Consider the following 25,487-nt stretch of genomic DNA (forward strand, 5'->3'; position numbering starts at 1 on the left):
AAGTAATTTTATCAGAACGTGACGTTCACGCCCATTCGGTAACGACGATCGCTCTGGAACCAGCTGCGGCCGTAGAGCACGCCGCCGGGGTTGCCGCCCATCAGGGTCTTCTGGGTGGCGTTGAGGATGTTCTGCGCCTGAAGCTGAACGTTGATATTCTCGTTCACGCGCAGCGTCAGGCCAGCGTCCAGAGTGCCGTAACTGGCACCGTAGACCGGCAGGTTGGTGGCCACGCTCCTGCTCGCACCGGAAGCGTCGTAGTAGGTATAGGTGTTGTTCGTGCCGCTTGCCGTGGTCGACTGCAGATACTTCGAGCGCCAGCTATAGGCGATGCGCAGCGAGAACGGATCCTTTTCGTAGAGGAAGGCCGCGTTCACGTTATGCTTCGACAGGCCCTTGAGCGGAACGTCGTTACGCTGGACGCCGTCGATGTCGAAGTAGAGGTCGCCGGGGTTCTTGCTGTCGATGAAGGTATAGTTGGCCTCCACGCCGATCCCCGCGAGCCAGCCCGGAAGCTGATCGAGGAAGGTGCGGGCGCCCAGTTCGATGCCCTTGACGGTGGCGGCCTTGTCCGAGGTGCGGGCGGTGTTGGCTGTTCCCAGTCCGGTTTCGGTGGTCCCGTCCGCGAAAGTGACCGTGAATTCCTTCGGCGCGCCGCCGTAAACGACCAGGTCGGTGATGCGCTTGTAGAAACCGGCGATATGCAGGGTCGTACCGGGCTTGGGATACCATTCCAGCGAGAGGTCGAAGTTGTTCGACATCGTCGGCTTCAGGGTCGGGTCGCCGGCATCGATCGTGTAGTTGTTGAAGATGTTGGGGCCGGTGGTGCCGTCCGTCCGGTTGGAAGCATTGACGCCGATGACCTGCCTTGCGCGCAGATCGTAGAACGACGGATTGTCCATCGTGATGTTGTAGGCGGCGCGGATCTTCACGGGTTCGATCGGCGAATAGTTCACGTTGATCGCGGGAAGCACGCGGGTGAATTCCGCCTTGCCCGAGATCGGGGAAGCCGTGGCGGCCAGAGTGTAGATCTGCCCGTCGCGTTCGAACGAGGTCACCGACTGGATGACCGAGCCGTTGCTGGCGTTCTTCACGTTGACCACGCGGGCGCCGATGTTGCCGGTCAACTGCGATTCACCCCAGTTGGTGCCGAAGTTGAGCATGGCGTAACCCGCCAGGGTTTCGGTGCGATAGTCGGTCCGGTCGTCAGGCAGGATATATCCGGGCGTACGGCCCGGCGCGCCGCCGTAGAGGTCGAAGAAGCCCTGGACGCTGGTGCTGCGGATAAAGTCCTGCGCGGGGAAATACTGCGTCCCCGGAAGCTGGATATCGCCGCGGAAGAAGTCCTTGAAGACGTGCGTTTCGTAGTCGCCCGGACGGCCATCGGCGAACGAGACGACCGGCGAACCGTTCCAGCCCTGGCCCAGCGCGGACCAGGCATAGCCGTTGTCGAGATCGCGTTCGGTACGCTTCGACCAGCGCCCGCCGACCTTCACGGCCTTGAAGAAACCTTCGCCGATATCATAGGTCAGGTCGGCCTGGGCCGAGTCCATCTTGCCGGAGTTGTTGTTGTTGTGCGGCATCACCGCCTGCCAGGCGTAGTTGGCAGGATCGAGCAGCGCCGCCTGCGTGCCGGCCGGCAGCGAGATCTGGGGCAGGCTGCCGCTCAGGTCGAGGCCGTAGCTGGTCGGGAAGTTGACGGTGCGGAACACCGAGATGCGATCGACCGTGGCGGTGGACTTGGTATGCTGGTACGAGGCCTGCACGGTGATCGGCAGGTCAGCCGGGGCCCAGTTCAACGATCCCGAGAAGTCCTCGGTCTTGTTCTTGCCTTCCCAATAGGCCGACGTGCCGCCGCTCGAAATGGCAGCGCCGTTGGGCAGTCCGGTTGCGGGATCGCGCTGGAACACGGCGGGCGACGAGATCAGGCCGCCGTTGTCGTCGAACACGCTCTGCGACGGGTCTACCGCCAGGCTCTGCGAAGTGACGAAGGAGCCGTATTCGGAATCGGTGTTGCTGTACTTCGACTGGAAATAGATACCGGTCAGCGTCAGGTCCGGGGTGGGCGCCCACTGCACCGCGCCGTAGATGCCGTCGCGCTTGCGCTGGTAGTTTTCCTCACCGTAAGTGTAGCCGCCGGGGATGAAGTAGTCGTTGCCCTGGATGTTGGTCCGGTAGAACTCTTCCATGCGCACGAACTGCGACTTGGTGGACAACTGGCTGTGCGCATAGTCGAACACGAAGCCGAGATCGCCGATGCCGGTGTCGAACTTGCCTGCGACCAGGCCGGAGGCGGAATAGTCCGTCTTCTGGGAAAGATCGCCGAAGCTGACGTCCGTGCTGCCCGCGAAGTGCAGGCCGTAGCCGTAGTCGAACGGCAGCTTGGTGCGCAGGTCGACCGAGCCGCCGGTGCCGCCCTCGATCTGGTCCGCCGTGGAGGACTTGTAGACGTCCACAGCCTGCATCAGTTCGGGCGTTACGTCGCTGAACTGCAGCGAACGGCCGCCGTTGGCGCTGAAGATGTCACGCCCGTTCAGGCGCGAGGCCACGCCGGACATGCCGCGGATCTGGATGCCCGAACCTTCGGCGGAATAGTGATCAGGGTCGTTCAGCGACTGGAACCGGACGATCGTGACGCCGGGAACGCGCTGGAGAACTTCGGTGATCGAGTTGTCGGGCAGCTTGCCCGCATCGTCCGCCACGACGGAATCGACGATCGAGATCGCGTTCTTCTTGCGGTCGTCGGCGGATTGCAGCGCGGCGCGGCGGCCGGTGACGACGATGGCATCCGTTTCGGACGTAGCCGGTTCCTGCGCAGTATCGTCCTGCGCCATCGCCTGCGGCGCTACGCCGATCGACAACATGCCCAGACAGATGACACTGGCGTGCGTGCGAAAGCCCAACTTGCGCATAAATTCCCCTCCTGAACACTGCGAGGGAGATTGTTTCCCTGCAGACGCCGTCGCCCCAGGCGATCTTCGTATGTTGCTGTTAAATGACTTCCGGTGATCGGGCAACGAAAAATGTGAGCGATATCATTTGTCGTGGTAGGAAATCGATATCGTCATCTATTACATTGTTTTAAAGAGTTATTTTTGCAGGCGTTGCCTATCTTTGGGCTCGCTCGGCAACGTGGATGTGCTCAAAAAGCCACAAGACCAACAACTGGCCGTCAGCCCCTTCATCCAGAACAGAATCGCGTTCTATTTGGCGGGCGCCGTGTTTTTCTTCAGAGCGCTGGCAATGGCGGCCTGCACGATCGGGGCCATGCGGGTATATCCGGCGGCCAGCGGATGCACGCCGTCGCTGGTAAGCGACTGTTCGAGCAGGCCCTGCTCATCCGCCAGAGCCGTAGCGTAGTTCGCGAAGGCAAAGCCGCGCGCCTGTGCCAGTGTTTCCAGCCGCCTGTTTATCCGGCGCAGGGTTTCGGGCTTTCGCTCCTCGATCACATGACCTGCGGTAGGGGTATTGGTTACCGGTAGGATGGAGCAGAGCACCACGCGAATGCCGTGACGCTCGGCGATGTCGGCCATCGATTCGATGTTCGCGACGATCCCGTCCTCATCCTCGATCTGGAGAAAGCCGGAAACGTCGTTGACGCCGCCCAGGATCACCACGGCACGGGGCTTGAGCGCGACGACGTCCTGCTGGAAACGCACCAGCATTTGCGCGGTGACCTGGCTGCCGATGCCGCGATTCACATAAGGCTTGCCGGGGAAATAGCGGGGTAGATCCCAAAGGTCGGTGATCGAATCGCCGATGAAGACCACGCGCTGCTCGTTCCTTGCCGGAGGCGGAAGCGCGGCATTGGCGGAGGCGTAAAGGTAGCGCTCTCCAAAGTCCTGCATCATCGAAGGCACCAGCTTTTCGCGGAATGGCCCGGCCCAGGGGCCCCAATCCCGCGTATCGACGACAGTGCGCCGTTCCGGGCTGGACTGGTAGTGCTGCGGCTCTTGCGCGCCGATCAGCAGCGCGGCGGCGGCGGGCAGCAGCAGCGGAATGAGCCGCCTCATGCCGTGAAGATGCCGTGGCGCCTGCCATAGGCGTGGAACAGGTCCGGCCAGGCATGTGCGGGCGTAGCGCTGCCCAGACGGGCGCCGAAGCCGTGGCCGCCCTTGTCGAAGCCGTGGAACTCGGCCGGTCGCTGCCTGGCCAGCATGGCGCCGTACATGGCAAGGCTGTTGCCGATCGGCACGAGACCGTCGTCGCTGGAGGCGGTGAGGAAGACCGGCGGCGTTTCCGCCGTTACCCGGTTCTCGACCGATCCGGCCTGCCGCAGCGCTTCGCTCGCATTTTCGCCCAGCAGATTGTCGCGCGAACCGCCATGGGTGAAGCTCTGCGAAAGGCTGACGACCGGATAGATCATCCCGGCCAGATCCGGCCGCGCGGAAAGGGCGTCGGCCTTGTCCACGGGCGTGTAGACGTCCTCTCCGAAACGCGTCGCTATCGATCCGGCGAGATGCCCGCCGGCGGAGAAGCCCAGCACCGCCACGCGCTTCGGGTCGATGCCGAATTCGGCCGCCCGTGCCCGTACCAGTCGCACGGCGCGCTGGGCGTCCTGGAGCGGCACCGTCTCGCGTCTTGCCCAGCCTTCGCCGGGCAGGCGATAGGACAGGATGAAGCAGGTGACGCCCCGCGCGGTAAGCCAGCGGGCCTGTTCCTCGCCCTCGTTGTCCCACGAGAGGAAGCCATAGCCGCCGCCGGGAAGCAGGATCACCGCCGAACCGTCGCGATAGGCGGGTTGGCGCACTTCCAGGCTGGGTGCGGCGATGCCGGTGATCCAGCGGTCGTCGAAGGCGGCATCCTTGCTCTGTTGCTGGACCTTGCGGATGGGCAGCTTTGCGGGCGCGCCCGGCGCCTTGCCCGGCCAGAGCGTGATCGTCGGGCCGGAATAAGTGATCGCCGTCGGCCCGGCCATGGCCTTGCCCGAAGACACGGCGGCAGCCATTCCGGCAGCGGCGATTCCGCCGAGCAGGGCGCGGCGCGAGGTGGAGGTCTGGTCGCTCACAGCGGTGCTTCCTTATCGCTTATTCGGGGCAGACGGCGCCGGCCGGATCGGTGGCGAGGCGCATGTCGGAAATGGTGATCGTGAAGGGCGCGTCGGCGGCCAGCGTGAAGGGCTGGCTGATGCCGCCCAGATAAGTGCCGTGGTTGCCAAAGCACTTGAGCGGAATGCGCAGCGACGCCCACTTGCCGGGCTGCGCCACCACCTTGTCGATCCGCACCGCGCCCGAGCCGAGCGCCAGCGTCACCGGGCCGCTTGCCGCCTTGTCCACGCGGTAGAGCACTTCCACGTTCATGTCGGCATTCGCCTCCCGCTCGAGCGTCAGGTTGGGGCCGAGAATCGAGGCCTTGCCGGTGCCGGAGAACGCCAGCTGGATCGCACCTTCCTGACGGTTGGCGCTGTCCACCAGCTTCTGCGTGACGGCGGGCCCAGTCTCAAGGCGGAACGGCTTTGCGACGATGCCGGCGGCGACGAACACGCTGGAGTTGAAGGCGCTGGCATCGATGCCGGCTTCCTCGCTCTGCGCGGCGACGTGGGCGCCCTTCGCATACGTCAGGCCGTAGCCGAGCGGGAACAGCGGATCGTAGCCCGGCTGCCCCTTGTTGAGCGTGAACTGCGCGGCGGCCTTGGGCCAGGAGAAGGAGAGGGTGCCGTGGAAATCGGTCTTGCCGCCGATCAGCACGTCGGCAACGCCATTGCCTTCCGAGCCGGGGAACCACGCGGCGACGAATGCGTCCGAAGCGTTGAGTTCGGGATTGATCCAGAGCGGGCGGCCCGAAAGGAAGACCGAGACGGTGGGGATGCCTGCCGCCTTCAGCTTCTTCAGCAGCGCGAGCGACTTCTTGCTGCCCGGCTGGAATTCCAGCGTGCGGATATCGCCGCGCAGCTCTGCATAGGGCTCTTCACCGAAGACGACGATGGCGACATCGGGCTTGGCGGTGAAGCTGCCGTCGGGCGAAAGCACGGCCTTGCCGCCGCCCGCCTTCAGCGCATCGGCAATGCCGGCGTAGATCGAGGTGGCGCCGGGGAAATCGGCATTGGTGTTGCCGTCACCCTGCCAAGACAGCGTCCAGCCACCGGACTGGCGGCCGATGTCGTCCGCCGCGTCACCCGCGACCAGCACGGTGGCGCTGGTCTTGATCGGCAGCACGCCTTCGTTCTTCAGCAGGACAAGGCTCTCGCGCACCGCCTGACGGCCGATGGCGCGGTGCGCGGCGGAGCCCATTTCCTGCGGCTTGTCCTCGAACGGACGCGCGGCCTCGAACAGGCCCAGCTTCATCTTCACGCGCAGGATGCGGCGCACGGCATCGTCGATACGGCTCATCGGGATAGTGCCGGCCTTGGCTGCGGCCAGCGTCGAATCGAACAGGCCCTTCCAGCTATCCGGCGCCATCGCCATGTCGAGCCCGGCGTTGAACGTCGCCGGGCAATCGGTGTTGGTGCAGCCCGGAATCTGGCCGTGGCCGTTCCAGTCCCCCACCACGAAGCCGTCGAAGCCCATGCGGCCCTTCAGCACATCGGTCAGCAGGGCTTTATTGCCGTGCATCTTGGTGCCGTTCCAGCTGGAGAACGAGGCCATGACGGTCATCGTTCCGGCATTGACGGCAGCCGGGTAACCGGCGTTGTGGATGCGGATCAGCGTGTCTTCATCGACGCGGGTGTCGCCCTGGTCGATGCCGTCGTGCGTGCCGCCGTCGCCCAGGAAGTGCTTGACGCTGGCAGCGACGCGGCCGGCCTGCACGGTCGTCTGCGTGCCCGGCGCGCCCTGAAGCCCTTCCACCATCGGCCCGGCATAGGCCGCGACCACCTCGGGATCTTCCGAATAGCCTTCGTAGGCGCGGCCCCAGCGGTCGTCCTGCGGCACGGCGAGCGTCGGGCCGAATGCCCAGTCGATGCCGGATGCGGCGGTTTCGGCAGCAGTGGCCTTGCCGATCTCGCGCATGAGCGTCGGATCGTGCATGGCGCCCAGCGCGCTATTGTGCGGGAACAGGGTCGCGCCAACGACATTGCTGTTGCCGTGGACCGCGTCGATCCCGAACATGATCGGAATCGGCTCGTGCCCGGCGCGCTTTTCGAGGGCGACGGCGTTGAAGGCGCGCGAAGTCGCCACCCACGCCGAGGCCGGCGAACGGTCCGGTGCGCCGATAGGGGGTGAATTGCCACCTGCGAGAATCGAGCCGAGCGGATATTCCTTCAGGTCTTCCGGCTTGATCGAGGCGGTATCGCCCTGGATCATCTGGCCGATCTTCTCGCGCAGGCTCATGCGGGCCATGATCGCGGTGATCCGCGCTTCAGTCTTCGCATCGACAAGGCCGGGGCTTTTCGCGGCGGGCCAACGTTCGGGATGAACCGGGGTCGAAGCCGGTGCGGTTCGCGGCGCCTCTGCTTGTGCGAGTGCGACAGTTGCGCAAGACGCCAGAGCGGCAGCCTGCAGAATCCGACGAATAGCCCTCATGATATCCCCTCTGTTCTCAATCGCCCTTTCTCTATGTCAGGAGAAATGATTGCGCTACCATAATGATTGAGCCGTTCGGGAATGACGTTTTTCCACTTGGGGCGGGCTTTGCAGGAACGGGGCAACTGCCCTAGAGACATGCGCCATGTCCGAGAGTGAGCGCAAACGCCGCAGTTCGAAATCCCGCCAGGTAAAGGCCCCGACGATCGCCGATGTGGCGGCGCTGGCTGGCGTCTCGATCATGACGGTTTCCCGCGTCATCAATTCGGAACCCAAAGTCCGCCAATCCACCCGCGAAACCGTGATGGCGGCTATCGCCAGGCTGAACTATGCCCCGAATCGCGCGGCACGCAGCCTGGCGGGCGCGTCGCAACTGCGGCTGGGCTTGCTTTATTCGAACCCATCGGAAGCCTTTCTGAGCGCTTTCGTGGTCGGTAGTCTCGAAGAGGCGGGGCGCTCGGACGTGCAGATCGTCATCCAGAAGGTGGAAGACGGCGAGGACGTTTGCCTTGCCGTCGAACGCATGGTGGCGGGCGGTGTCCACGGCGTGATCCTGCCGCCGCCGCTGAACGAGGCGAACGACGTGCTTGCAGTGCTGCGCGAGGCCAATGTGCCGACGGTGGCGGTGACCACGGCCGTTCCGCACGCGGGAATTGCCACGATCATGATCGACGATCGCAGCGCCGCGCGCGAGATGACCGCGCATCTGATCGGCCTCGGCCATCGCCGGATCGGTTTCATCCTGGGCCATCCCGCGCTGTCGGCCAGCGGCGCGCGGCTTGAGGGCTATCGTGCGGCTCTGGCGGAAGCGGGGATTCCCTTCGACGAAGCCCTCGTGGCGCAGGGATACTTCACCTATCGTTCGGGCCTCGATGCGGCGGAGCGATTGCTCTCGTTCGAGGATCGGCCCTCGGCCATCTTCGCCAGCAACGACGACATGGCGGCGGCGGCCGTGGCGATCGCCCACCGCCGCGGACTGGACGTACCGCGCGACCTGACCGTCTGCGGTTTCGACGATGTCGCCCTGGCCACGACGATCTGGCCGGAACTGACCACGATCCAGCAGCCGATCGTGGAGATGAGCCGCCGAGCGGTGGAACTGCTCGTCACGATGTTGCGCAACAAGCGCGAGGACGAGATCGGCGATCAGCGAATCGAACTGGAGTACAAGCTCGTGCGGCGTCAGTCCGATGCCGCGCCGCGTCTCTCCTCTCGGTAGAGAATGTCACTACCGCACCTATTGAACAGGTAGCTGGCCGGATTTGTCCGGTGCGACTTAATCCGGTTAGGGGGCACTTTATTTGCGCTCCGCTATTCCTCTCGGCCAATGTTAGCGGTATCGATAAGCCGCCGCGCGGCATCGGACGGGTCCATGAACCCGTTGGCCGCAAGTGGAAACGAGGGGAAAAGGGGAGGCCGTGGGCATCAGCGGGGCAAACAGGGCGCCATGGGTCGCGCTTGCAATGGCGATTGCGGCAGGTGTTGCTGCAAGCGCTGCGCCCGTGGTGGCCGAGAAGGCTGCGACCCTTCCTACCCGGACCATCTACGACTGGCATAATGTACGCGTGGGCGGCGGGGGTTTCACACCGGGCATCGTCTTCAGTCCGGTCGAACGCGGGCTCGCCTGGCTGCGCAGCGACATGGGCGGCGCCTATCGCTGGGATGCGGCGGCGAAGCGGTGGGTGCCTTTGCAGGATCGCGTATCCGAAGGCAGCTTCATGGGGATCGAGAGCATTGCCGCCGATCCGGTCGATGCCGGCACCGTCTATCTTGCCGCCGGCATGAGCTGGTCCGCCCCGGCCGCGATCTTCCGTTCTGCAGACTACGGCAAGACCTGGCGCGAGACGCGTGTGCCTTTCGCGATGGGTGGCAACGAGAACGGTCGCGGGCTGGGCGAGCGGCTGGCCATCGACCCTTTCGGGCATGACCGGCTGCTGTTCGGATCGCGCCATCAGGGCCTCTGGGCCAGCGACGATGCGGGTGCGAACTGGCGCAAGCTGGATGCCTTCCCGCTCGCCGGGCTGGGGCTGCCGAGCAACCGGCGCGAGACGCATGGCGGGCTGTCGTTCGTGGTCTTCGACGCCAAACTGCGCGGACGTGTTTTCGTGGGCAGTGCCGATCCGGGCGAGCGGCACCTGTTCCGCTCCGACGATGGCGGCAAGACTTGGAACGCGGTTGCGGGCGGCCCGGCGGCCGACATGTTGCCGGTTAAGGCCGTCATCGGCAGCGACGGCGTGCTGACGATCACTTACTGCGACGGCATCGGCCCCAACGGCATCACGCGCGGCGCGGTCTGGCGGTTCGATCCGGCGCGCGAGGCATGGCTTGATGTCACGCCGATCAAGGGCGCGCAGGCGCCCATTGGCGGCTACATGGGCGTGGCGGTGGCCGCGAGCGATCCGCAGACCATCGCGGTCAGCACGGTGGACCGGGGCAAGCCGGTCGATACGGTGTGGCTCAGCCATGACGGCGGCGCACATTGGGACGAGTTGTGGCAGCGTTCGGTGCGCGACGTTTCGGCGACGCCCTTCCTCGATTTCGGCGGCAAGGCGAACTTCGGGCACTGGATCGCGGGCCTTGCCATCGATCCCTTCGACGCGAACCACGCCGCCTATGTGACTGGCGCGACGGTCTATGCGACCGAGGAACTGCAGAAGCCCGGCACCATGCAATGGGCGCCGTGGACGCAGGGGATCGAGCAGACCGCGATCATCACCTTGGTCAGCCCCACCGGCGGCGCGCATCTGGTTTCGGGCTTCGGCGACATCGGCGGTTTCCGCCATGACGACTTCACCGTCTCGCCCGCGCACCAGCATATCAACCCGTTCCTGTCGAACACCAACACGCTCGATTACGGCGGCCGCGCGCCGCTGGTGATGGTGCGCAGCGGCAATACCCATGCCCGCGTGGTGCCCGATACCTCGCTGGCATGGTCGGCCGATGGCGGCGCGACGTGGAGCCCTCTGCATGTGCCCAAGGGCGCGCCGCATGCCGATGGCACGCCGCTGCCGGAAGAGACCGGCAATGCGGCGATCACCGTCTCTGCCGATGGCCAGACATTCCTTGTCGAGACCGACCAGCCCCGCCTGACTCAGAATCGCGGCGCGACATTGCAGGCGGTAAGCGGCCTACCCAGCCGCACCCGCGTCACGTCTGACAAGCAGGACGCCAAGCGCTTCTACGCCATCGATTTCGCGAACAACCGCGTGGTGCGCAGTGACGATGGCGGCGCCCGGTTCCACGCGCTCACGGGTAAGGGCCTGCCGGCAGACCTTTCCGCCGCCCAGAACAGCAACCGCGAAGCACCTGCGCCGATTCTGGCCGATCCGAACCGGGCCGGAGCGCTGTGGCTCAATCTGGGCGGTGCGCTCTATCGTTCGGCCGACTTCGGGAACAGCTGGCAGCGTACCGGACAGACCATCACCATCGAGCGTTACGGGCTTGGCAAAGCCGCGCCCGGCCGCGATAGCGCGGCGCTCTATGCGCTGGGCACCGTGGGGGGATTGCGCGCGGTGTGGCGTTCCATCGATGGCGGCGCGACATGGCAGCGGATCAATGACGAGGGCCACCAGTGGGGCCTGCGCATCCGCGTGATTTCCGGCGACCCGCGCCAGTTCGGGCGCATCTACATAGGAACCGATGGCCGGGGGATCGTCTATGGCGATCCCGCAAACCGGTCTGCGGAGGGGACAGAATGAAAAGCAAGGACTTCATCGCATCGCTCATGCTCGCGGCCGCCCTCAGCGTGGCCGCGCCGGGTCAGGCGCAGGATGCCGCAACGCCCGTGCCGCGTCTGGAAAGCAAGAACGGCCGCCACGCGCTGATCGTCGACGGCAAGCCGTTCCTGATGCTGGGCGCGCAGGCGAACAATTCCAGCAACTATCCCGCCATGCTCGATGCGGTCTGGCCGGTGCTCGATGCGATGCACGCCAATACGCTGGAAATCCCGGTCGCCTGGGAACAAGTGGAGCCGGTCGAGGGCAAGTTCGATTTCAGCTACCTGCAAACCCTGCTCGATGCCGCCCGCGCGCATGACAAGCGGGTGGTGCTGCTGTGGTTCGGCACCTGGAAGAACACCAGCCCCAGCTACACGCCGTCGTGGGTGAAGCTGGACAACAAGCGCTTTCCCCGGATGAAGGCGCCCGACGGTTCGGACCACTACGTGCTGACGCCGCTGTCGCAGAACACCATGGCGGCGGACCGCCGCGCCTTCGTGAAGGTGATGGAATACCTGCGCGATCATGACCGGCAGAACACCGTGATCATGGTCCAGCCGGAGAACGAGACCGGATCCTACCGCGTGCCGCGCGACTTTTCGGCAGAGGCGAACGCGCTGTTCGCCAAGTCGATCCCGGCGGCGCTGGCGAAGAAGGTCGGCAAGTCCGGTTCGTGGGACGCCGCCTTCGGCAAGCAGGCCCCGCGCGCGTTCAACACCTGGTACGTCGCGCAGTTCGTGAATGCTCTGGCAGAGGCGGGCAAGGCGGTGAAGCCGCTGCCGATGTACGTCAACGCCTCGCTCGCCGGGCCGTCGAACGTGCCCGATCCCACCGGCGTCGCCAGCGGCGGCCCGCAGTGGGACGTGCTGGACATCTGGAAGGCGGGCGCCCCGGCGATCGACTTCGCCGCGCCCGATATCTACGATCGCAACAGCGCCAACGCCGTCAAGTATCTCGACCAGTATGCCCGCCCGGACAATGCGCTGATGGTGCCGGAGATCGGCAATGCGAAGGAGTTCGCGCGCTTCTTCTGGGCCACCATCGGGCGTGGCGGCATCGGTTTCGCGCCCTTCGGCATGGATGACACCGGCTACTTCAACTACCCGCTCGGCGCGACCGCGCTGGACAAGGAGACGATGGCCGCTTTCGCTTTGCCCTATGGCACGCTGGCGCCGATCGCCAGCGACTGGGCGAAGATCGCCTATGACCGTCCCACCTGGGGCGCCGCCAAGCCGGATGACGGCGCGGTGCGCGAAACCGTGATGGGCAAGTGGAAGATTTCGGCCGACTGGGGCCAGTGGCAGTTCGGCCAGAAGGACTGGACCTGGATTCCCACCAAGCCCGCACCCTGGGCCGATCAGCCGGTGGGCGGCGTGGCCGTGGCCCAGCTTTCGGACACCGAATACCTCGTCATGGGCGATCACGTCCGCGTCAATTTCTCGCCCGCGAAGGGGGAGAGCAATGGCGTGATCGTCGCCGTGGAGGAAGGCACGTTCAAGGACGGCAAGTGGGTGACAACGCGCGTCTGGAACGGCGACCAGACCGACTACGGCATCAACCTGATCGACCGGCCGCAGGTGCTGAAGATCACCACCGGTTTCTATTCTTCCAAGTAATTGCCTGAGCGGCAGAGGATCTACACATGAAGCAATTCACAATGGCCGCGCTGCTGGCGGGCTCGGCAATCGGCCTGATCCCGGCGGAGGCACTGGCTGCCGACGGCGGCGTGGAGAACGTGCCCGGCGGCGTGGCGGTCACGCCGCAGAGCGGCCCTTCGGACCGCGTCGAAGTGACGCTGCACGGTGACGGGATCTTCCACGTCGTCGCCCATCCGCGCGGCCTTCAGGCCCCGCCCGCCCGCGCCAGCCTGATGGCGCCGAACCCACCGGCCTCGGGCAAGTACACCGTCAGCCAGACCGGCGGCCACGTGCAGGTAAAGGCGGCGAAGGCAACCGCCGACATCGATCTTGCCAGCGGGCAGGTGCGTTTCCTGGACGCGGCGGGCAAGGAACTGCTGGGCGAGGCGGCCTCTACCGTCTTCACCCAGACCAAGGCGGACGGCACCCCCTACGTCACCGTTTCGCAGCAGTTCAACCGCGGCACCAGCGAAGGCCTCTACGGCCTTGGCCAGCACCAGCAGGCGGTGATGGACTACAATGGCGAGGACGTTGAACTCGCCCAGCACAACATGGACATCGGCGTTCCTTTCCTGGTCTCCAGCAAGGGTTACGGCCTGCTCTGGGATAACGAGAGCATAACCCGCGTCGGCAATCCGGCACCCTACACGCTGGTCGGCGACAAGACGGGCATGAAGGTGACGAGCGGCGGCAAGCCCGGCTTCACCGCGCGCTATTACCTCGACGACAAGCTGGCGGTGGAACGCCAGGAAACGACGATCGACTACCAGTACCTCGACGATCAGGCGAAGTGGCCGGAAGCGGCCAAGGCCAAGACCGTCGCGTCGGAGCAGGGCCAGAACACCGCCGGCAACGCCGTGCAGACGCAAAAGGTGGTGTGGGAAGGCGATCTCCAGCCCGACAAGACCGGCACACACAAGTTCCAGCTCTACGGCTCCAGCTATTACAAGGTCTATGTAGACGGTGAGCTGAAGCTGGACCGCTGGCGCCAGAACTGGAACCCCTGGTACGCCAATTTCGAAGTGCCGATGACCTCGGGCAAGCCTGCGCACATCCGCATCGAATGGGACCCCAACGCCGGCTACATGGCGCTGCTCCACAACGATCCGCTGCCTGAGGCGGACCGCCATTCGGTGTGGTTCACCAGCGAAGTCGCGCGTGACAAGGATTATTGGTTCATCGCCGGTGGCGACATGGATGGCGCGGTGGCGGGCTATCGCCAGCTGACCGGCAAGTCGGAAATGATGCCCAAGTGGGTCTACGGTTTCTGGCAGTCGCGCCAGCGTTATGACACCGCGAAGGAACTGACCGGCGTTGTGCAGGAATACCGCAAGCGGCAGTACCCGCTGGACAATATCGTGCTCGACTGGCGCTATTGGACCGACGATTCCTGGGGCAGCCACAAGTTCGACCCCAGCCGCTTCCCCGATCCCGCCGCGATGGTCAGCACGGTTCACGGCGATCATGCCAACATCATGATCTCCGTCTGGCCGAAGTTCTATCCGACCACCGACACGTTCAAGGAACTGGATGCGGCGGGCGCGATCTATCACGGCAATCTGCGCCAGGGGAACAAGGACTGGGTCGGCCCGGGCTTTGCCAACACCTTCTACGATCCCTATTCGGCCAAGGGCCGCCAGATCTTCTGGCGCCAGGTGGAAGACCGCATCGCCAAGTTCGGCTTCGACGCATGGTGGGCGGACGCCAGCGAGCCCGACATGCATTCGAACCTGTCGATCGAAAAGCGCATCGACACCATGGGCCCGACGGCGATGGGGCCGGCCACCGAGTTCTTCAACTCCTACCCGCTGATGAACGCGCGGTCGTTCTTCGACGGCTGGCGCGCCTTCAAGCCGGACGTGCGGCCGTTCCTGCTGACCCGTTCGGGCTTTGGCGGCCTCCAGCGCTATGGCGCGGCGGTGTGGTCGGGCGACGTGGCGACGCGCTGGTACGATCTGCACGCGCAGATCTCTGCCGGTGTGAACACCGCGCTGTCGGGCCTGCCGAACTGGACGCATGACATCGGCGGCTTCTCGGTCGAACCGCGCTTTGCCGCTGAAAAGCCCAAGGCGGAGGACCTCGACGAGTGGCGCGAACTGAACTTGCGCTGGTTCCAGTTCGGCGCGTTCAGCCCGCTGTTCCGCAGCCATGGCGAGCAGCCCTGGCGCGAGATCTACGAAATCTCGCCCGAAGGTTCGCCCATGCGCGCCTCGATGGTGTGGTATGACGAACTGCGTTACCGCCTGATGCCCTACATCTACACGCTGGGCGCGGACACGTACCAGAACGACGGTTCGATCATGCGCGGCCTCGTGATGGACTTCCCCAACGATGCGAAGGCCCGCAAGGCCAACGACCAGTTCCTGTTCGGCAAGGCCTTCCTGGTCGCCCCGGTCACCACCTACAAGGCGCGCGAGCGTGAGGTCTATTTCCCCGGCGATGCGGGCCTGACCTGGTATGACTTCGCCAGCGGCAAGGCCTATCAGGGCGGCACCAGCATCGCGGTTTCGGCCCCGGCCGAACGCATGCCGCTGTTCGTGCGCGCAGGCTCGATCGTGCCGATGGGCCCGGTCATGCAGTACACCGACGAGAAGCCCGATGCCCCGATCACGCTGGTCGTCTACACCGGTGCGGACGGTTCCTTCTCGGTCTACAACGACGATGGCCGCTCGCAGCAGTACCGCACCGGCGCGTGGGAACGCATGCCCGTGCGCTATGACGATGCCACCGGCACCGTCTCCATCGGCGCGCGTGAGGGCAAGGGCTATGCCGGCATGCCGCAGACCCGCACCGTGCGGATCAAGTGGATCGTCCCCGGCACCGCCGTCACCGACCAGAACGGCTTCGACAGCGAAGTGCGCTGGACCGGCAAGGCGCTGCAGGTGAAGCGCCCCAAGCGCTGAGTGATATGCTCCCGACCCTGCCTGAAACGGGCAGGGTCGGGGAATAATCCAATGGAATCAGGAAGGGGATAATCACGATGGTCGGTGCAGCCTTTCGCAGCAGGTGCAACCCGTGAAGGGGCTGAGGTCGGATCGTCGCCGCTTTCTGGCGGGCGCGCTTGCCGCAGGGGCCTCGGCCCGGCCGCTTGCTGCCGCTGCCGCCTCGACTGGCGCGGCGGCGGGCCCGGTGCAGGCCAACTGGGCCTCGCTGGTAGAGCACTATCGCTATCCCGACTGGTTCCGAGATGCCAAGTTCGGCATCTGGTCGCACTGGGGCCCGCAGGCCGTGCCCGAGCAGGGCGATTGGTACGGACGCTTCCTCTACATGCAGGGGCATCCGATGTACGAACATCACCTGAAGACGTACGGCCATCCGGCCGATACCGGCATGATGGAGATCCAGAACCTCTGGAAGGCGGAAGCCTGGGACCCGGAAGCGCTGATGCAGCGCTTCGTGAAGGCGGGCGCGAAGTATTTCGTCTCGCTCGCCTGCCATCACGACAATCTCGACTGTTTCGACAGTTCGCACCATGCCTGGAACTCGCAGCGCGTGGGGCCGGGCCGCGATGTCGTCGGCACCTGGGAGAAGGCGGCGCGCGCGGCGGGGCTGAAGTTCGGCGTTTCCAACCATATCTCGCATGCCTGGCACTGGTATCAGCCGGCCTATGCCTACGATCCCGAAGGTCCGCGCAAGGGCGAGCGTTACGACGCCTACCGCCTCACCAAGGCCGATGGGGCAGGCAAGTGGTGGGACGGGCTGGACCCGCAGGAACTCTACACCGGCCGCCACATGGTCGCCCCTGACGGCATCGATTCCATCGAGACGATGAACGCCTGGCACGACAAGAACGACGGCCAGTGGATCGAAACCGCGCCGCCGGGGGACGAGACGTTCGCGCGCCAGTGGCTGCTGCGCCAGATGGACCTCGTGGCCAAGTATCGCCCGGATTTCTGCTATTTCGACAACTACGAACTGCCCTTCGGCCAATACGGCCTTGCGGCGGCGGCGGACTACTACAACCGCTCGATCGAATGGCACGGCAAGATCGACGTGGTGCTCACCGCCAAGCAGCTGAAATCCTACGCCCGCTTCGGACTGGTGCAGGACGTGGAGCGCGGATTTACCGACCATCTCTGGGACGAGCCCTGGCAGACCGATACCTGCATCGGCGACTGGTTCTACAACCGCGATCGTTTCACGCAGAAGAGCTATGTCGGGGCGCAGGGCGTGCTCCAGCGCCTGGCCGATGTGATCTCGAAGAACGGCAACCTGCTGCTCTCGATCCCCCAGCGCGGCGACGGCACCATCGATAGCGAGGAGGAGAAGATCCTCGACGACCTCGCCCGCTGGATGGCGGTGAACGGGCAGGCCGTCTTCGGATCGCGCCCCTGGCATACATATGGCGAAGGGCCGACAGTGCTCTCGGTGGGGATGCAGAACGAGGGCGGATTCAAGGGCTTCGTCGAGGGCGACGTGCGCTTCACCGTCAAGGACGGTGCGCTCTACCTGTTCGCACTGGCGGCGCCGAAGAAGCCGCTCTCCGTCAAGGCCCTGGGCCGCCGGGCGATGGCGCAGGCGGGCAAGGGACAGGTGGCACGCGTCACGCTGCTGGGCGGCGGCGCGGTGCGGTTCCGGCAGGGGGCGGAGGCGATGGAAATCGACCTGCCGCAAGGGCTCGGCACGGTGCCGGTGGTGAAGATCGAAGGTCGCGGTGTGGCCTGAACCTAGACGTACCCTAAACGGAACCTAACGCGACATGAGAGGCACCTGGAAGACCGCCACGACCTTTGGCGCGGCCCTCTGCGCCGCGCTTGCTGCGGCCCCATTGCCGGCGTCGGCTGCATCCGACGAGGGGCCCCATATCGCCACCCGCGAAGGCCGTCATGCGCTGATCGTTGATAGCGCTCCCTTCCTGATGCTGGGTGCGCAGATCAACAACTCCAGCGCATGGCCAGCCACGCTGCCCAAAGTCTGGCCCATGATGGCGGCGATGCACGTCAACACCGTGGAAGTTCCGATCGGCTGGGAGCAGATCGAGCCCGAGGAAGGCCGCTTCGATTTCACGATCGTCGACCGGCTGCTCCAACAGGCTCGCGCGCAGAACGTGCGGCTGGTGCTGCTGTGGTTCGGCACCTGGAAGAACACCAACCCGCAATATGCCCCGCGCTGGGTGAAGCTGGACAACGCCCGCTTCCCGCGCATGCGCCGTGCGGACGGCACCCTGCATTACGCCCTCTCCCCCTTCGGCAAGGCGACCTTGGCGGCGGACAGCAAGGCCTTTGCCGCGCTGATGACGCATCTGGCCGAAGTGGACCGGCAGAACACCGTCATCATGATGCAGGTGGAGAACGAGGCGGGCTCCTACGGCCTCGCGCGCGATCATTCGCCCGAAGCCAATGCCGCCTTCGCCGCGCCCGTGCCCGACGTTTTGCGCAAGCGCTTCGGCAAACCTGCCGGGAACTGGACCGCGCTGTTCGGCCGCGATGCCGAACTCTATTTCCACGCCTGGAAGGTCGCCAGCTACATCGACAAGGTGGCCGCGGCGGGCAAGGCGGTGAAGCCGCTGCCGATGTACGTCAACGCCGCGCTGCCCGGCGATCCCTTCACCTGGCAGGATCCGAACACTTACGCCAGCGGCGGCCCGGCCAATACGGTGATCGACGTCTACAAGGCCGCCGCACCGCACCTCGATCTGGTGGCGCCGGACATCTACAACCCGAAGCACAAGGCCTACCTCGGCTTCCTCGAGGCCTATCGCCGCACCGACAATCCGCTGTTCGTGCCCGAGACCGGCCACGCCCCCGAATATGCGCGCCACTTCTTCGCTGCCCTCGGCAAGGGTGCGATCGGCTGGTCGCCCTTCGGCATCGATCCGCTACGCTATCGCCCCAACCTGCCGCTGGCATCGAAGCTGGATGAAGAGGCGATCGCCCCCTTCGCGGCCAATTACGCCCTGTTCGCGCCGATGGCCCGCATATGGGCAAAGCTCGCCTTCGAAGGCAAAGTCTGGGGCGCGTCCGAACCCGAAGACCCCGCCGATGGTCACAAGCAGGTGATCCCGCTGGGCAAGTACGTCGCCACCGCCAATTTCGGCAACGGAGACTTCGGCCCCACCGATCCCAAAGGCAATGCCAAACCCTCGGGCGGTGTCGCCATCGCGCAGATCGGCCCGGACGAATACCTTGTCACCGGCTACTTCGCCCGGGTGGAATTCGCGCTCTCCAATCCGAAGACCGCCAACGTGATCTTCGACCGGGTGGAGGAGGGCACTTACGATGCCGCAGGCAAGTGGCAGTTCCAGCGCGTGTGGAACGGCGATCAGGTGGACTGGGGCCTAAACTTCACTGCCGCCCCGCAAGTGCTGCATGTGAAGCTGGCGACCTATCCGATCCGCTAGAGGCCAAGGGACAGGAGCAGCGCGCCGGTCGAACCGCCGCGCTGCCCGAGATCAACCGTTCACCGCCCGATACCGGAAGTCGCGCAAGCGGGCCTGACCGCTGCCCGCCACGTAGATGCCGAAACGCAGGCTGAGGAAGCCACCGAAGACATTGTGATGGATGCCCGACACTTCCATGCGGGTGCCGTGCCGCTGCCAGTTCTTGCCCTCGTCATACGAATAGTACCACGTGACCACATTCTCGTGGTTGGTGACACGCAGGCGCACGCTGCGGGCCTCGTGCGGCACCCCCGCCCAGGGCAGGTCTTCGGAATATTCGTAGATCTTCAGCTTCTCGGGCGTGAAGCCCAGTCCGACGAAAGCCTTGTGGTTGTAGAACAGCAGGATGCCCGCCTCGCCGTCTCCGGTCAGGTCGATCGAGACTTCGGCTTCATAGCTGCGGTCGCCCACAATGCAGGTCAGCGGTGAGGAATCCGCAGGCGACGTGCCGCTGCCCGCGATCATCAGTCCGCCCGTTTCGTAGCGCGCGCGCTCGGCCTCGCCGCGTTTGGGGGCGTGGAAGCTCCATTGCACGCCGAAGCGGTCCTTTGCGAAATCGTCCGACAGGCCCGGCGCCGAGGCGCTGGGAGTGCCGCCCTTGGGCTTGGGCAAGGGCAGCGAAAGATCGCCGCCCTTCGCGCGGAACCAGCCGTCCGCCGTCCATTCGATCGGCTCCAGCAGGGTCTGGCGTCCCAGCGTGCGCATGCCGTTTTCATAGCCGTGATAGACCATCCACCAGTCGCCCCCTGGTCCCTCGACAAGCGTGGCATGGCCGCGCGACCACCATGGTTCGTCCACGCTGACCGTGCGCACCAGCGGGTTGCGGGGGCAATGCTCCCAAGGCCCGTTGATCGAGCGCGAGCGGGCGGCGATCACCATGTGCCCGGTCACCGGCCCGGCCGTGCCGCCGATGGCGGTGACGAGATAGAACCATTCGCCCTTGCGCAGCAGCTTGGGGCCTTCGGGCGCGAAGTTCTCCACCACCCAGTCGTCCGGGTAGCGCCAGGGGTTGTAGGCCTGCTCCAGCGTGCCGTCGGTGGCGAGGCCGTCGTCGGTCAGGCGAACCCGGCGGATGCCGTTGGTGAAGAGATAGCGCTTGCCGTCCTCGCCGACCACATGGCCCGGATCGATGGCGCCGCGAATGCCGAGGTCGATGGGTTCGCTCCACGGCCCGGCGATGTCATCCGCCCAGATCACGTAGATCGACCAGCCTTCGCCCTTGGGATCGGCGGGGATGTAGATGAAGTAGCGGCCCTCGTGCTTCACCAGATCGACCGCCCAGATGGTACCGAGATTGCGGTGCAGCGCCGGTCCCACCGGTGCCCAGTTGACCAGATCGGTCGAGCGCCAGATCACCAGCCCCGGATAGGAATCGAACGACGAATGCGTCATGTAATAGACGCTACCGTCCTTCAGGATCGTCGGATCGGCGTGATCGCCCGAGATGATCGGATTGCGATAGAGCCCGTTGCCGAGATCGGCCTTGCGCTGGCCTTCGGCGCCGGTGCCCCATTGCGGGGTAGCGGGCTTGGCACCGGTCAGGGCATTTGCCAGCGAGGGCGCAAGGGCGGGCAGGGCCGTCCCGGCCAAGGCGCCCCCGAACATCGTGCGGCGGGTAACGTCCATCGCGCTTTCCTTACTTCGAGACAGGTTCGAGCGTGACGAGCGCCACGTCGTTGCTGCGCATCGCCACTTCGACCGTTACGGCGGCGTCCTTGCCGACGCGGACCAGCCGGTCCTGCTCGGGCCGGTCGGCGGTTTCCTGCTGAAGCTGCGCCAGCTCTGCGGGCGAAAGCGCGGCAGGCATGCCCATGTCGATATAGGCCGAAAGCGGGTCGTTCAGGCGATAGCCGGTCTTGTGGACTTGCAGGCGGTAATTGCCCTTGGCCACGTGACTGAACCGGAACGTCACCGGTTTGCTGGGTGTGGCGGGCACTTGCCGGGTGTAGAACGGCTTGTTGCTGACGGTCTGCACCGGCTGCTGGAAATCCCAGACGAGCGCGGCGATGCGCTTGCCGTCGCGCGCCGCCATCGACTGCGTATCACCGGTGGCAAGGGCCTGCCCGCGAACCGCGTTCAAGTACTTGTAGGCGAACCACGCGGGCTTGCGGATGCCCTCCCGGTTCATCAGGCCGAAGCCACCGTGGAACGGGGTGGGCGGCGGACCGGGTTCCTCGAACAGGTCGGTATAGGCCCAGTAGCTCATGCCCTGGACCATGCCCTGCGTCGCCTTCAGCTTGCTGAGGATATAGGGCGCGCTGAAGTAGCTGTCGTGAACGAAGTCACGCGGGGTATAGCTGGTGCTCCATTCGGTGAAGAACAGCGGGATGCCGGGGAAGGCCGACGCCTCGATCTCGCCGCGCACCTTGCGCACGTCGCCGGTGATGGCATCGGGCGAGGGTGAGAGCTTGGTGTCCTGCTTGCCCTGCTCGTCCAGAAAGCCGCCGTCGACGCCGTATGTATGCGTCGCCACGAAGTCGACCGGCAGCTTGTTGTCCGAGGCATACTTCAGGAACTCGGGCACCCAGGCCGCGCCTGCGGTGGCAGGGCCGCCGACGCGCAGGCTCGGATCGATCCCCTTGATGGTGGCTGCCGTATTCGCGTAAAGTTCGAAGTAGGCCTGCTGGTCCGCCTTTTCCCAGAAACCGTCGAGGTTGGGTTCGTTCCACAGCTCAAAGTACCAGCTGCGCACTTCCTCGGCGCCGTAGCGCGCGCGCAGGTGGGTGACGAAGGCCTGGATCAGGTCCCGCCACATCCTGGGATCGGGGTGGGAGGTATTGCCCTTCCAGTAGAACAGCTGCTGGTCTGAGGTGCGCATGACCGCCGGGGTCCAACCGAGTTCGATGAACGGCCGGATACGCTTGGCCAGAAGTCCGTCGTAGAGCTGGTCGATCTTCGTCCAGTCGTAGACGATCTTGCCGTCCACCTTGCGCACCGTGCCCAGCACGTCATGGAAGATGTCGTGGAAGCGGATGTAGCGGAAGCCCAGTTCGTCGGACGCCAGCTTGAGCTGTGCCTGGCTGTCTTCGCGGATCAGCGTCCCGGGATAGTCCGAACCGACCGAGAGGTCGAAGAACCGATCCACCGGCCCGGTCGGCGCGGCGGCGTCGATGGCGATTTCGCGTGTTTCGGCAGCCATGGCCGGCTGCGCCAGAACGGCTGTTGCAAGAGCCGTGAGGCCTATCTTGAGCATTTTTCCCCTCCGTTTGTGTCGCTATGGTAGCGCAAACAATTTTGCGCGCAATGCGTTCGGCGTCGTCTCGCCGGAGAACGCTTCAAAGTCTGGAAGATCGGTGGGAGCTTCGGTCGCACTGACGCGTTTTTACGCGGAATTCTTCGAAAGCTCTTCCTCTTGCGCGATGACTCTCCGGCGAAGCCGCCCTATCCTGATCGAATGGCCAGCCTGTTTACCGTAGCGTCGCCCGGATCGGAGCCGATGAGCGAGCGGATCCGCCGCTTCGACTGGGGCGGAACCGCGCTTGGCGAACGGCAGGACTGGCCGGTGTCCCTGCGGACGGCGGTGGACATGGCCACTGCTTCGCATTTCGCCATGTTCGTGGCGTGGGGCGACGAGCATACCTTCCTCTACAACGATGCCTACGCGCCGTTTCTGGGCGCACGGCACCCCGCAGCGCTCGGCAAGCCGATGCGGGAGGTCTGGCCCGAGATCTGGGACGAACTCGAACCCCTCATCGATCGTACGCGTGCCGGGGAGACGATATCGGTAGAGGACATGCATCTCGTCATGACGCGCAATGGCGCGGACGAGGATACCTGGTGGACCTTCTGCTACAGCCCTTTGCGAGACGATGCGGGCGAAATCGGCGGCGTTCTCGACATCGCGGTGGACACCACGCAGAAATTCATCGATTCCCGAAGGATCGCCCTCGAAGGCGAGAAGCGGGCGGAGAGCGAAAGCCGCTTCGGTGCTCTGGTCGAGGCGACGTCGGATGCGATCTATCGGATGAGCGCCGACTGGCAGGAAATGCACCAGCTCGATGGTCGCGGTTTCCTGCTCGACACGCTGGAATCGCGGCGATCCTGGATCGATGTCTACCTGCCCGAAGACGAACGCGCGGTCGTGCTCGCGGCCATAGACGAAGCCGTTCGCACCAAGTCGCCGTTCATTCTCGAACACCGCGTGGTGCAGGCGGATGGCGAGATCGGGTGGACCGCTTCGCATGCCGTGCCGATCCTCGATGCCGATGGCGGGATTCTCGAATGGTTCGGCACTGCCACGGATGTGACGCAGGCGCACGAGGCCCGCGATGCCCTGGCCACCAGCCGGGAGAAGCTGGAACTGGCCACGCGTGCGGCCCGCCTTGGCCAGTTCGACTTCTGGCCGCAGGATGGCAGGCTGGAATGGGACGATCGTTGCCGCGAGCTGTTCGGGCTCAGTCCCGGCGCTGCGGTAACTTATGAAAGCGCCTATCTTGCAGGGCTTCACCCTGATGACCGCGAGAACGCGGATGAGGCGGTGCGGATTGCGCTCGATCCGCAGGGAACGGGGATCTTCGATACCGAATACAGGACGATCGGGATCGAGGACGGCATCGAGCGCCATGTCCATGCCCAGGGGCTTGCCTTTTTCAAGGACGGCCGGCCCATCCGCCTGATCGGTACGGTGCAGGATGTCACGGCGGATCGCGCCCGGCAAACGGCTTTGCGCGAAGTGGAGGAACGCCTGAGACTGGCGGGCCGCGCCACCAACGATGCCGTCTGGGACTGGGATTTTCGCCATAATCACGTCACCTGGAACGACGCGCTGCGGGATATCTACCTGCACGAACCGGAGGCCGTCGCGCCTACCGGCGAATGGTGGCTCGAACATATCCACCCGGAGGACCGCCAGCGCGTGGACGACAGCATCCACGCCGTGATCGACGGTTCCGGTACGGACTGGAGCGATGAATATCGTTTTCGCCGGGCAGACGGCCGTTACGCCGATGTTCTCGATCGCGGCTATGTCCTGCGCGACATGGCGGGAACACCGCTGCGCATGGTGGGCGCGATGCTCGACGTATCCGATCGCAAGGCCATCGAGCGGCAGCTGGAAAGCGATCGGCAGCGGTTGACCGAGGAAGTGCAAGTGACCACCGCGGAACGGGACAAGGCAGAGGAAGCCTTGCGCCAGTCGCAGAAGATGGAGGCCGTGGGGCAGCTGACCGGCGGCCTCGCGCATGACTTCAACAACCTGCTGACCGGCATCTCCGGGGCGCTGGAAATGATGCAGATGCGCATCGCCCAGGGCCGCGTCGCGGAAATCGACAAGTATTCGGTGGCCGCGCAAGGCGCCGTGCGCCGCGCCGCCGCGCTCACGCATCGATTGCTGGCGTTTTCCCGAAGACAGACGCTCGATCCCAAGCCTACCAGCGTGAACCGGCTCATATTCGACCTGGAAGAACTGGTCAGGCGCACGGTCGGCCCGCAGATCGAGGTGGAAACCGTGGGCAAGGCCGGGCTCTGGATGACGCTCGTCGATCCCAACCAGCTTGAAAACGCCTTGCTGAACTTGTGCATCAATGCGCGAGACGCCATGCCGGACGGCGGGCGCATCACCATCGAGACGGCGAACAGGTGGCTCGATCACGCCGCTTCGCGTGAACGCGACCTGGAGCCGGGGCAGTACATATCCATTAGCGTTACCGATACGGGAAGCGGCATGTCGCCCGAGGTGATCTCGCGCGCTTTCGACCCATTCTTCACCACCAAGCCCATCGGCGAGGGAACCGGCCTCGGCCTGTCGATGATCTACGGGTTCGCCCGCCAGTCGGGCGGACATGTGCGTATTCAGAGTGAAGTGGGCATGGGAACGACCATGTCCATCTACCTCCCGAGATACCTCGCCGATGAAGATTGCCGGGAAGGTACGGCCGACGCGGCGCTCGTTGCCGGGCTCGAGAACATGGCGGAGGCGAGGACCGGGCGCGTCATGGTCGTCGACGATGAACCCACGGTCCGCATGCTGGTTGCCGAAGTCGCGCAGGAGCTGGGCTACTCGGTAATGGAGGCGTTCGACGGTCCCTCCGCCATGCGCCTGCTGCAGGCCGGTTCGGACCTGGATCTTCTCATTACCGATGTCGGCCTTCCCGGGGGCATGAACGGACGGCAGGTCGCGGACGCGGCGCTGGCCCTGATGCCGGACCTGAATGTGCTTTTCATCACCGGTTATGCCGAGAACGCCGTCATCGGAAACGGGCAACTAGCCCCCAACATGGCGCTGATCACCAAGCCTTTCGCGATGGAGGCTCTCGCTCAGCGCATCCGTGAAATCATGGGGTGATGCGGCTTTCGC

Annotated in this window: 13 protein-coding genes; 7 read left to right on the plus strand and 6 right to left on the minus strand. The window is 65.0% G+C overall.

Annotation, left to right across the window (positions count from 1 at the left end):
- Positions 1 to 11: 11 nt before the first annotated feature.
- The 4 genes from NTCA1_RS10805 to NTCA1_RS10820 all read right to left on the minus strand — a co-directional run bounded on the left by NTCA1_RS10805 (position 12) and on the right by NTCA1_RS10820 (position 7,460).
- Entirely contained in the window at positions 12 to 2,912 is a 2,901-nt protein-coding gene (locus NTCA1_RS10805; RefSeq protein ID WP_159830497.1) for a TonB-dependent receptor, read from the minus strand.
- Positions 2,913 to 3,203: 291 nt separating this feature from the next.
- Positions 3,204 to 4,013 carry a GDSL-type esterase/lipase family protein gene (locus NTCA1_RS10810; protein ID WP_159830498.1) on the minus strand — a complete coding sequence of 270 codons (810 nt, stop codon included), beginning with the start codon at positions 4,011 to 4,013 and terminating at the stop codon, positions 3,204 to 3,206.
- The gene (locus NTCA1_RS10815) at positions 4,010 to 4,948 is read right to left on the minus strand and encodes an alpha/beta hydrolase (protein WP_159830581.1); all 939 of its coding nucleotides are present in this window, start codon (positions 4,946 to 4,948) and stop codon (positions 4,010 to 4,012) included. The genes NTCA1_RS10810 and NTCA1_RS10815 overlap by 4 nt, the downstream gene beginning before the upstream one ends.
- A gap of 79 nt (positions 4,949 to 5,027) precedes the next feature.
- A complete protein-coding gene (locus tag NTCA1_RS10820; protein WP_159830499.1) occupies positions 5,028 to 7,460 on the minus strand; it encodes a glycoside hydrolase family 3 protein in 2,433 nt (810 codons plus the stop codon).
- Between the two features lie 145 nt (positions 7,461 to 7,605).
- Here NTCA1_RS10820 and NTCA1_RS10825 point away from each other — a divergent pair, with 145 nt between their 5' ends.
- From NTCA1_RS10825 to NTCA1_RS10850, 6 genes are all read left to right on the plus strand, one after another.
- On the plus strand, positions 7,606 to 8,679 hold the full coding sequence (locus tag NTCA1_RS10825; protein WP_159830500.1) for a LacI family DNA-binding transcriptional regulator: 1,074 nt from the start codon (positions 7,606 to 7,608) through the stop codon (positions 8,677 to 8,679).
- Positions 8,680 to 8,923: 244 nt separating this feature from the next.
- Positions 8,924 to 11,158, plus strand: coding sequence for a hypothetical protein (locus tag NTCA1_RS10830; RefSeq protein WP_159830501.1), 2,235 nt, complete (start codon positions 8,924 to 8,926; stop codon positions 11,156 to 11,158).
- Entirely contained in the window at positions 11,155 to 12,792 is a 1,638-nt protein-coding gene (locus NTCA1_RS10835) for a DUF5597 domain-containing protein (protein ID WP_159830502.1), read from the plus strand. The genes NTCA1_RS10830 and NTCA1_RS10835 overlap by 4 nt, the downstream gene beginning before the upstream one ends.
- A gap of 26 nt (positions 12,793 to 12,818) precedes the next feature.
- Positions 12,819 to 15,716, plus strand: a complete 2,898-nt coding sequence (locus tag NTCA1_RS10840) for a TIM-barrel domain-containing protein (protein ID WP_159830503.1) — start codon at positions 12,819 to 12,821, stop codon at positions 15,714 to 15,716.
- A 112-nt stretch (positions 15,717 to 15,828) separates the two neighbouring features.
- Positions 15,829 to 17,478 (plus strand): alpha-L-fucosidase, encoded by a 1,650-nt coding sequence (locus NTCA1_RS10845; RefSeq protein ID WP_374705176.1) that lies wholly within the window; start codon positions 15,829 to 15,831, stop codon positions 17,476 to 17,478.
- 34 nt (positions 17,479 to 17,512) lie between these two features.
- A complete protein-coding gene (locus NTCA1_RS10850; RefSeq protein ID WP_159830504.1) occupies positions 17,513 to 19,153 on the plus strand; it encodes a DUF5597 domain-containing protein in 1,641 nt (546 codons plus the stop codon).
- Positions 19,154 to 19,204: 51 nt separating this feature from the next.
- On the opposite strand, the gene NTCA1_RS10855 is transcribed toward NTCA1_RS10850, so the two are convergent.
- Together NTCA1_RS10855 and NTCA1_RS10860 are read right to left on the minus strand one after the other, a co-directional pair.
- Positions 19,205 to 20,818 carry a family 43 glycosylhydrolase gene (locus NTCA1_RS10855; RefSeq protein ID WP_159830505.1) on the minus strand — a complete coding sequence of 538 codons (1,614 nt, stop codon included), beginning with the start codon at positions 20,816 to 20,818 and terminating at the stop codon, positions 19,205 to 19,207.
- Between the two features lie 10 nt (positions 20,819 to 20,828).
- The gene (locus NTCA1_RS10860; RefSeq protein ID WP_159830506.1) at positions 20,829 to 22,385 is read right to left on the minus strand and encodes a beta-xylosidase; all 1,557 of its coding nucleotides are present in this window, start codon (positions 22,383 to 22,385) and stop codon (positions 20,829 to 20,831) included.
- 243 nt (positions 22,386 to 22,628) lie between these two features.
- Here NTCA1_RS10860 and NTCA1_RS10865 point away from each other — a divergent pair, with 243 nt between their 5' ends.
- Positions 22,629 to 25,475 carry a PAS domain-containing sensor histidine kinase gene (locus NTCA1_RS10865; protein ID WP_201282460.1) on the plus strand — a complete coding sequence of 949 codons (2,847 nt, stop codon included), beginning with the start codon at positions 22,629 to 22,631 and terminating at the stop codon, positions 25,473 to 25,475.
- Positions 25,476 to 25,487: the final 12 nt, after the last annotated feature.

Source organism: Novosphingobium sp. TCA1, assembly GCF_009811895.1.
Classification (GTDB): domain Bacteria; phylum Pseudomonadota; class Alphaproteobacteria; order Sphingomonadales; family Sphingomonadaceae; genus Novosphingobium; species Novosphingobium panipatense_A.

What these genes read in the sequence shown, in the direction of transcription:
- NTCA1_RS10855 (WP_159830505.1), bottom strand. Translation starts at nt 20,818, where the DNA reads ATGGACGTTACCCGCCGCACGATGTTCGGGGGCGCCTTGGCCGGGACG.
- NTCA1_RS10830 (WP_159830501.1), top strand. Translation starts at nt 8,924, where the DNA reads ATGGCGATTGCGGCAGGTGTTGCTGCAAGCGCTGCGCCCGTGGTGGCC.
- NTCA1_RS10825 (WP_159830500.1), top strand. Translation starts at nt 7,606, where the DNA reads ATGTCCGAGAGTGAGCGCAAACGCCGCAGTTCGAAATCCCGCCAGGTA.
- NTCA1_RS10805 (WP_159830497.1), bottom strand. Translation starts at nt 2,912, where the DNA reads ATGCGCAAGTTGGGCTTTCGCACGCACGCCAGTGTCATCTGTCTGGGC.
- NTCA1_RS10865 (WP_201282460.1), top strand. Translation starts at nt 22,629, where the DNA reads ATGAGCGAGCGGATCCGCCGCTTCGACTGGGGCGGAACCGCGCTTGGC.
- NTCA1_RS10860 (WP_159830506.1), bottom strand. Translation starts at nt 22,385, where the DNA reads ATGCTCAAGATAGGCCTCACGGCTCTTGCAACAGCCGTTCTGGCGCAG.
- NTCA1_RS10850 (WP_159830504.1), top strand. Translation starts at nt 17,513, where the DNA reads ATGAGAGGCACCTGGAAGACCGCCACGACCTTTGGCGCGGCCCTCTGC.
- NTCA1_RS10820 (WP_159830499.1), bottom strand. Translation starts at nt 7,460, where the DNA reads ATGAGGGCTATTCGTCGGATTCTGCAGGCTGCCGCTCTGGCGTCTTGC.
- NTCA1_RS10840 (WP_159830503.1), top strand. Translation starts at nt 12,819, where the DNA reads ATGAAGCAATTCACAATGGCCGCGCTGCTGGCGGGCTCGGCAATCGGC.
- NTCA1_RS10835 (WP_159830502.1), top strand. Translation starts at nt 11,155, where the DNA reads ATGAAAAGCAAGGACTTCATCGCATCGCTCATGCTCGCGGCCGCCCTC.
- NTCA1_RS10815 (WP_159830581.1), bottom strand. Translation starts at nt 4,948, where the DNA reads ATGGCTGCCGCCGTGTCTTCGGGCAAGGCCATGGCCGGGCCGACGGCG.
- NTCA1_RS10810 (WP_159830498.1), bottom strand. Translation starts at nt 4,013, where the DNA reads ATGAGGCGGCTCATTCCGCTGCTGCTGCCCGCCGCCGCCGCGCTGCTG.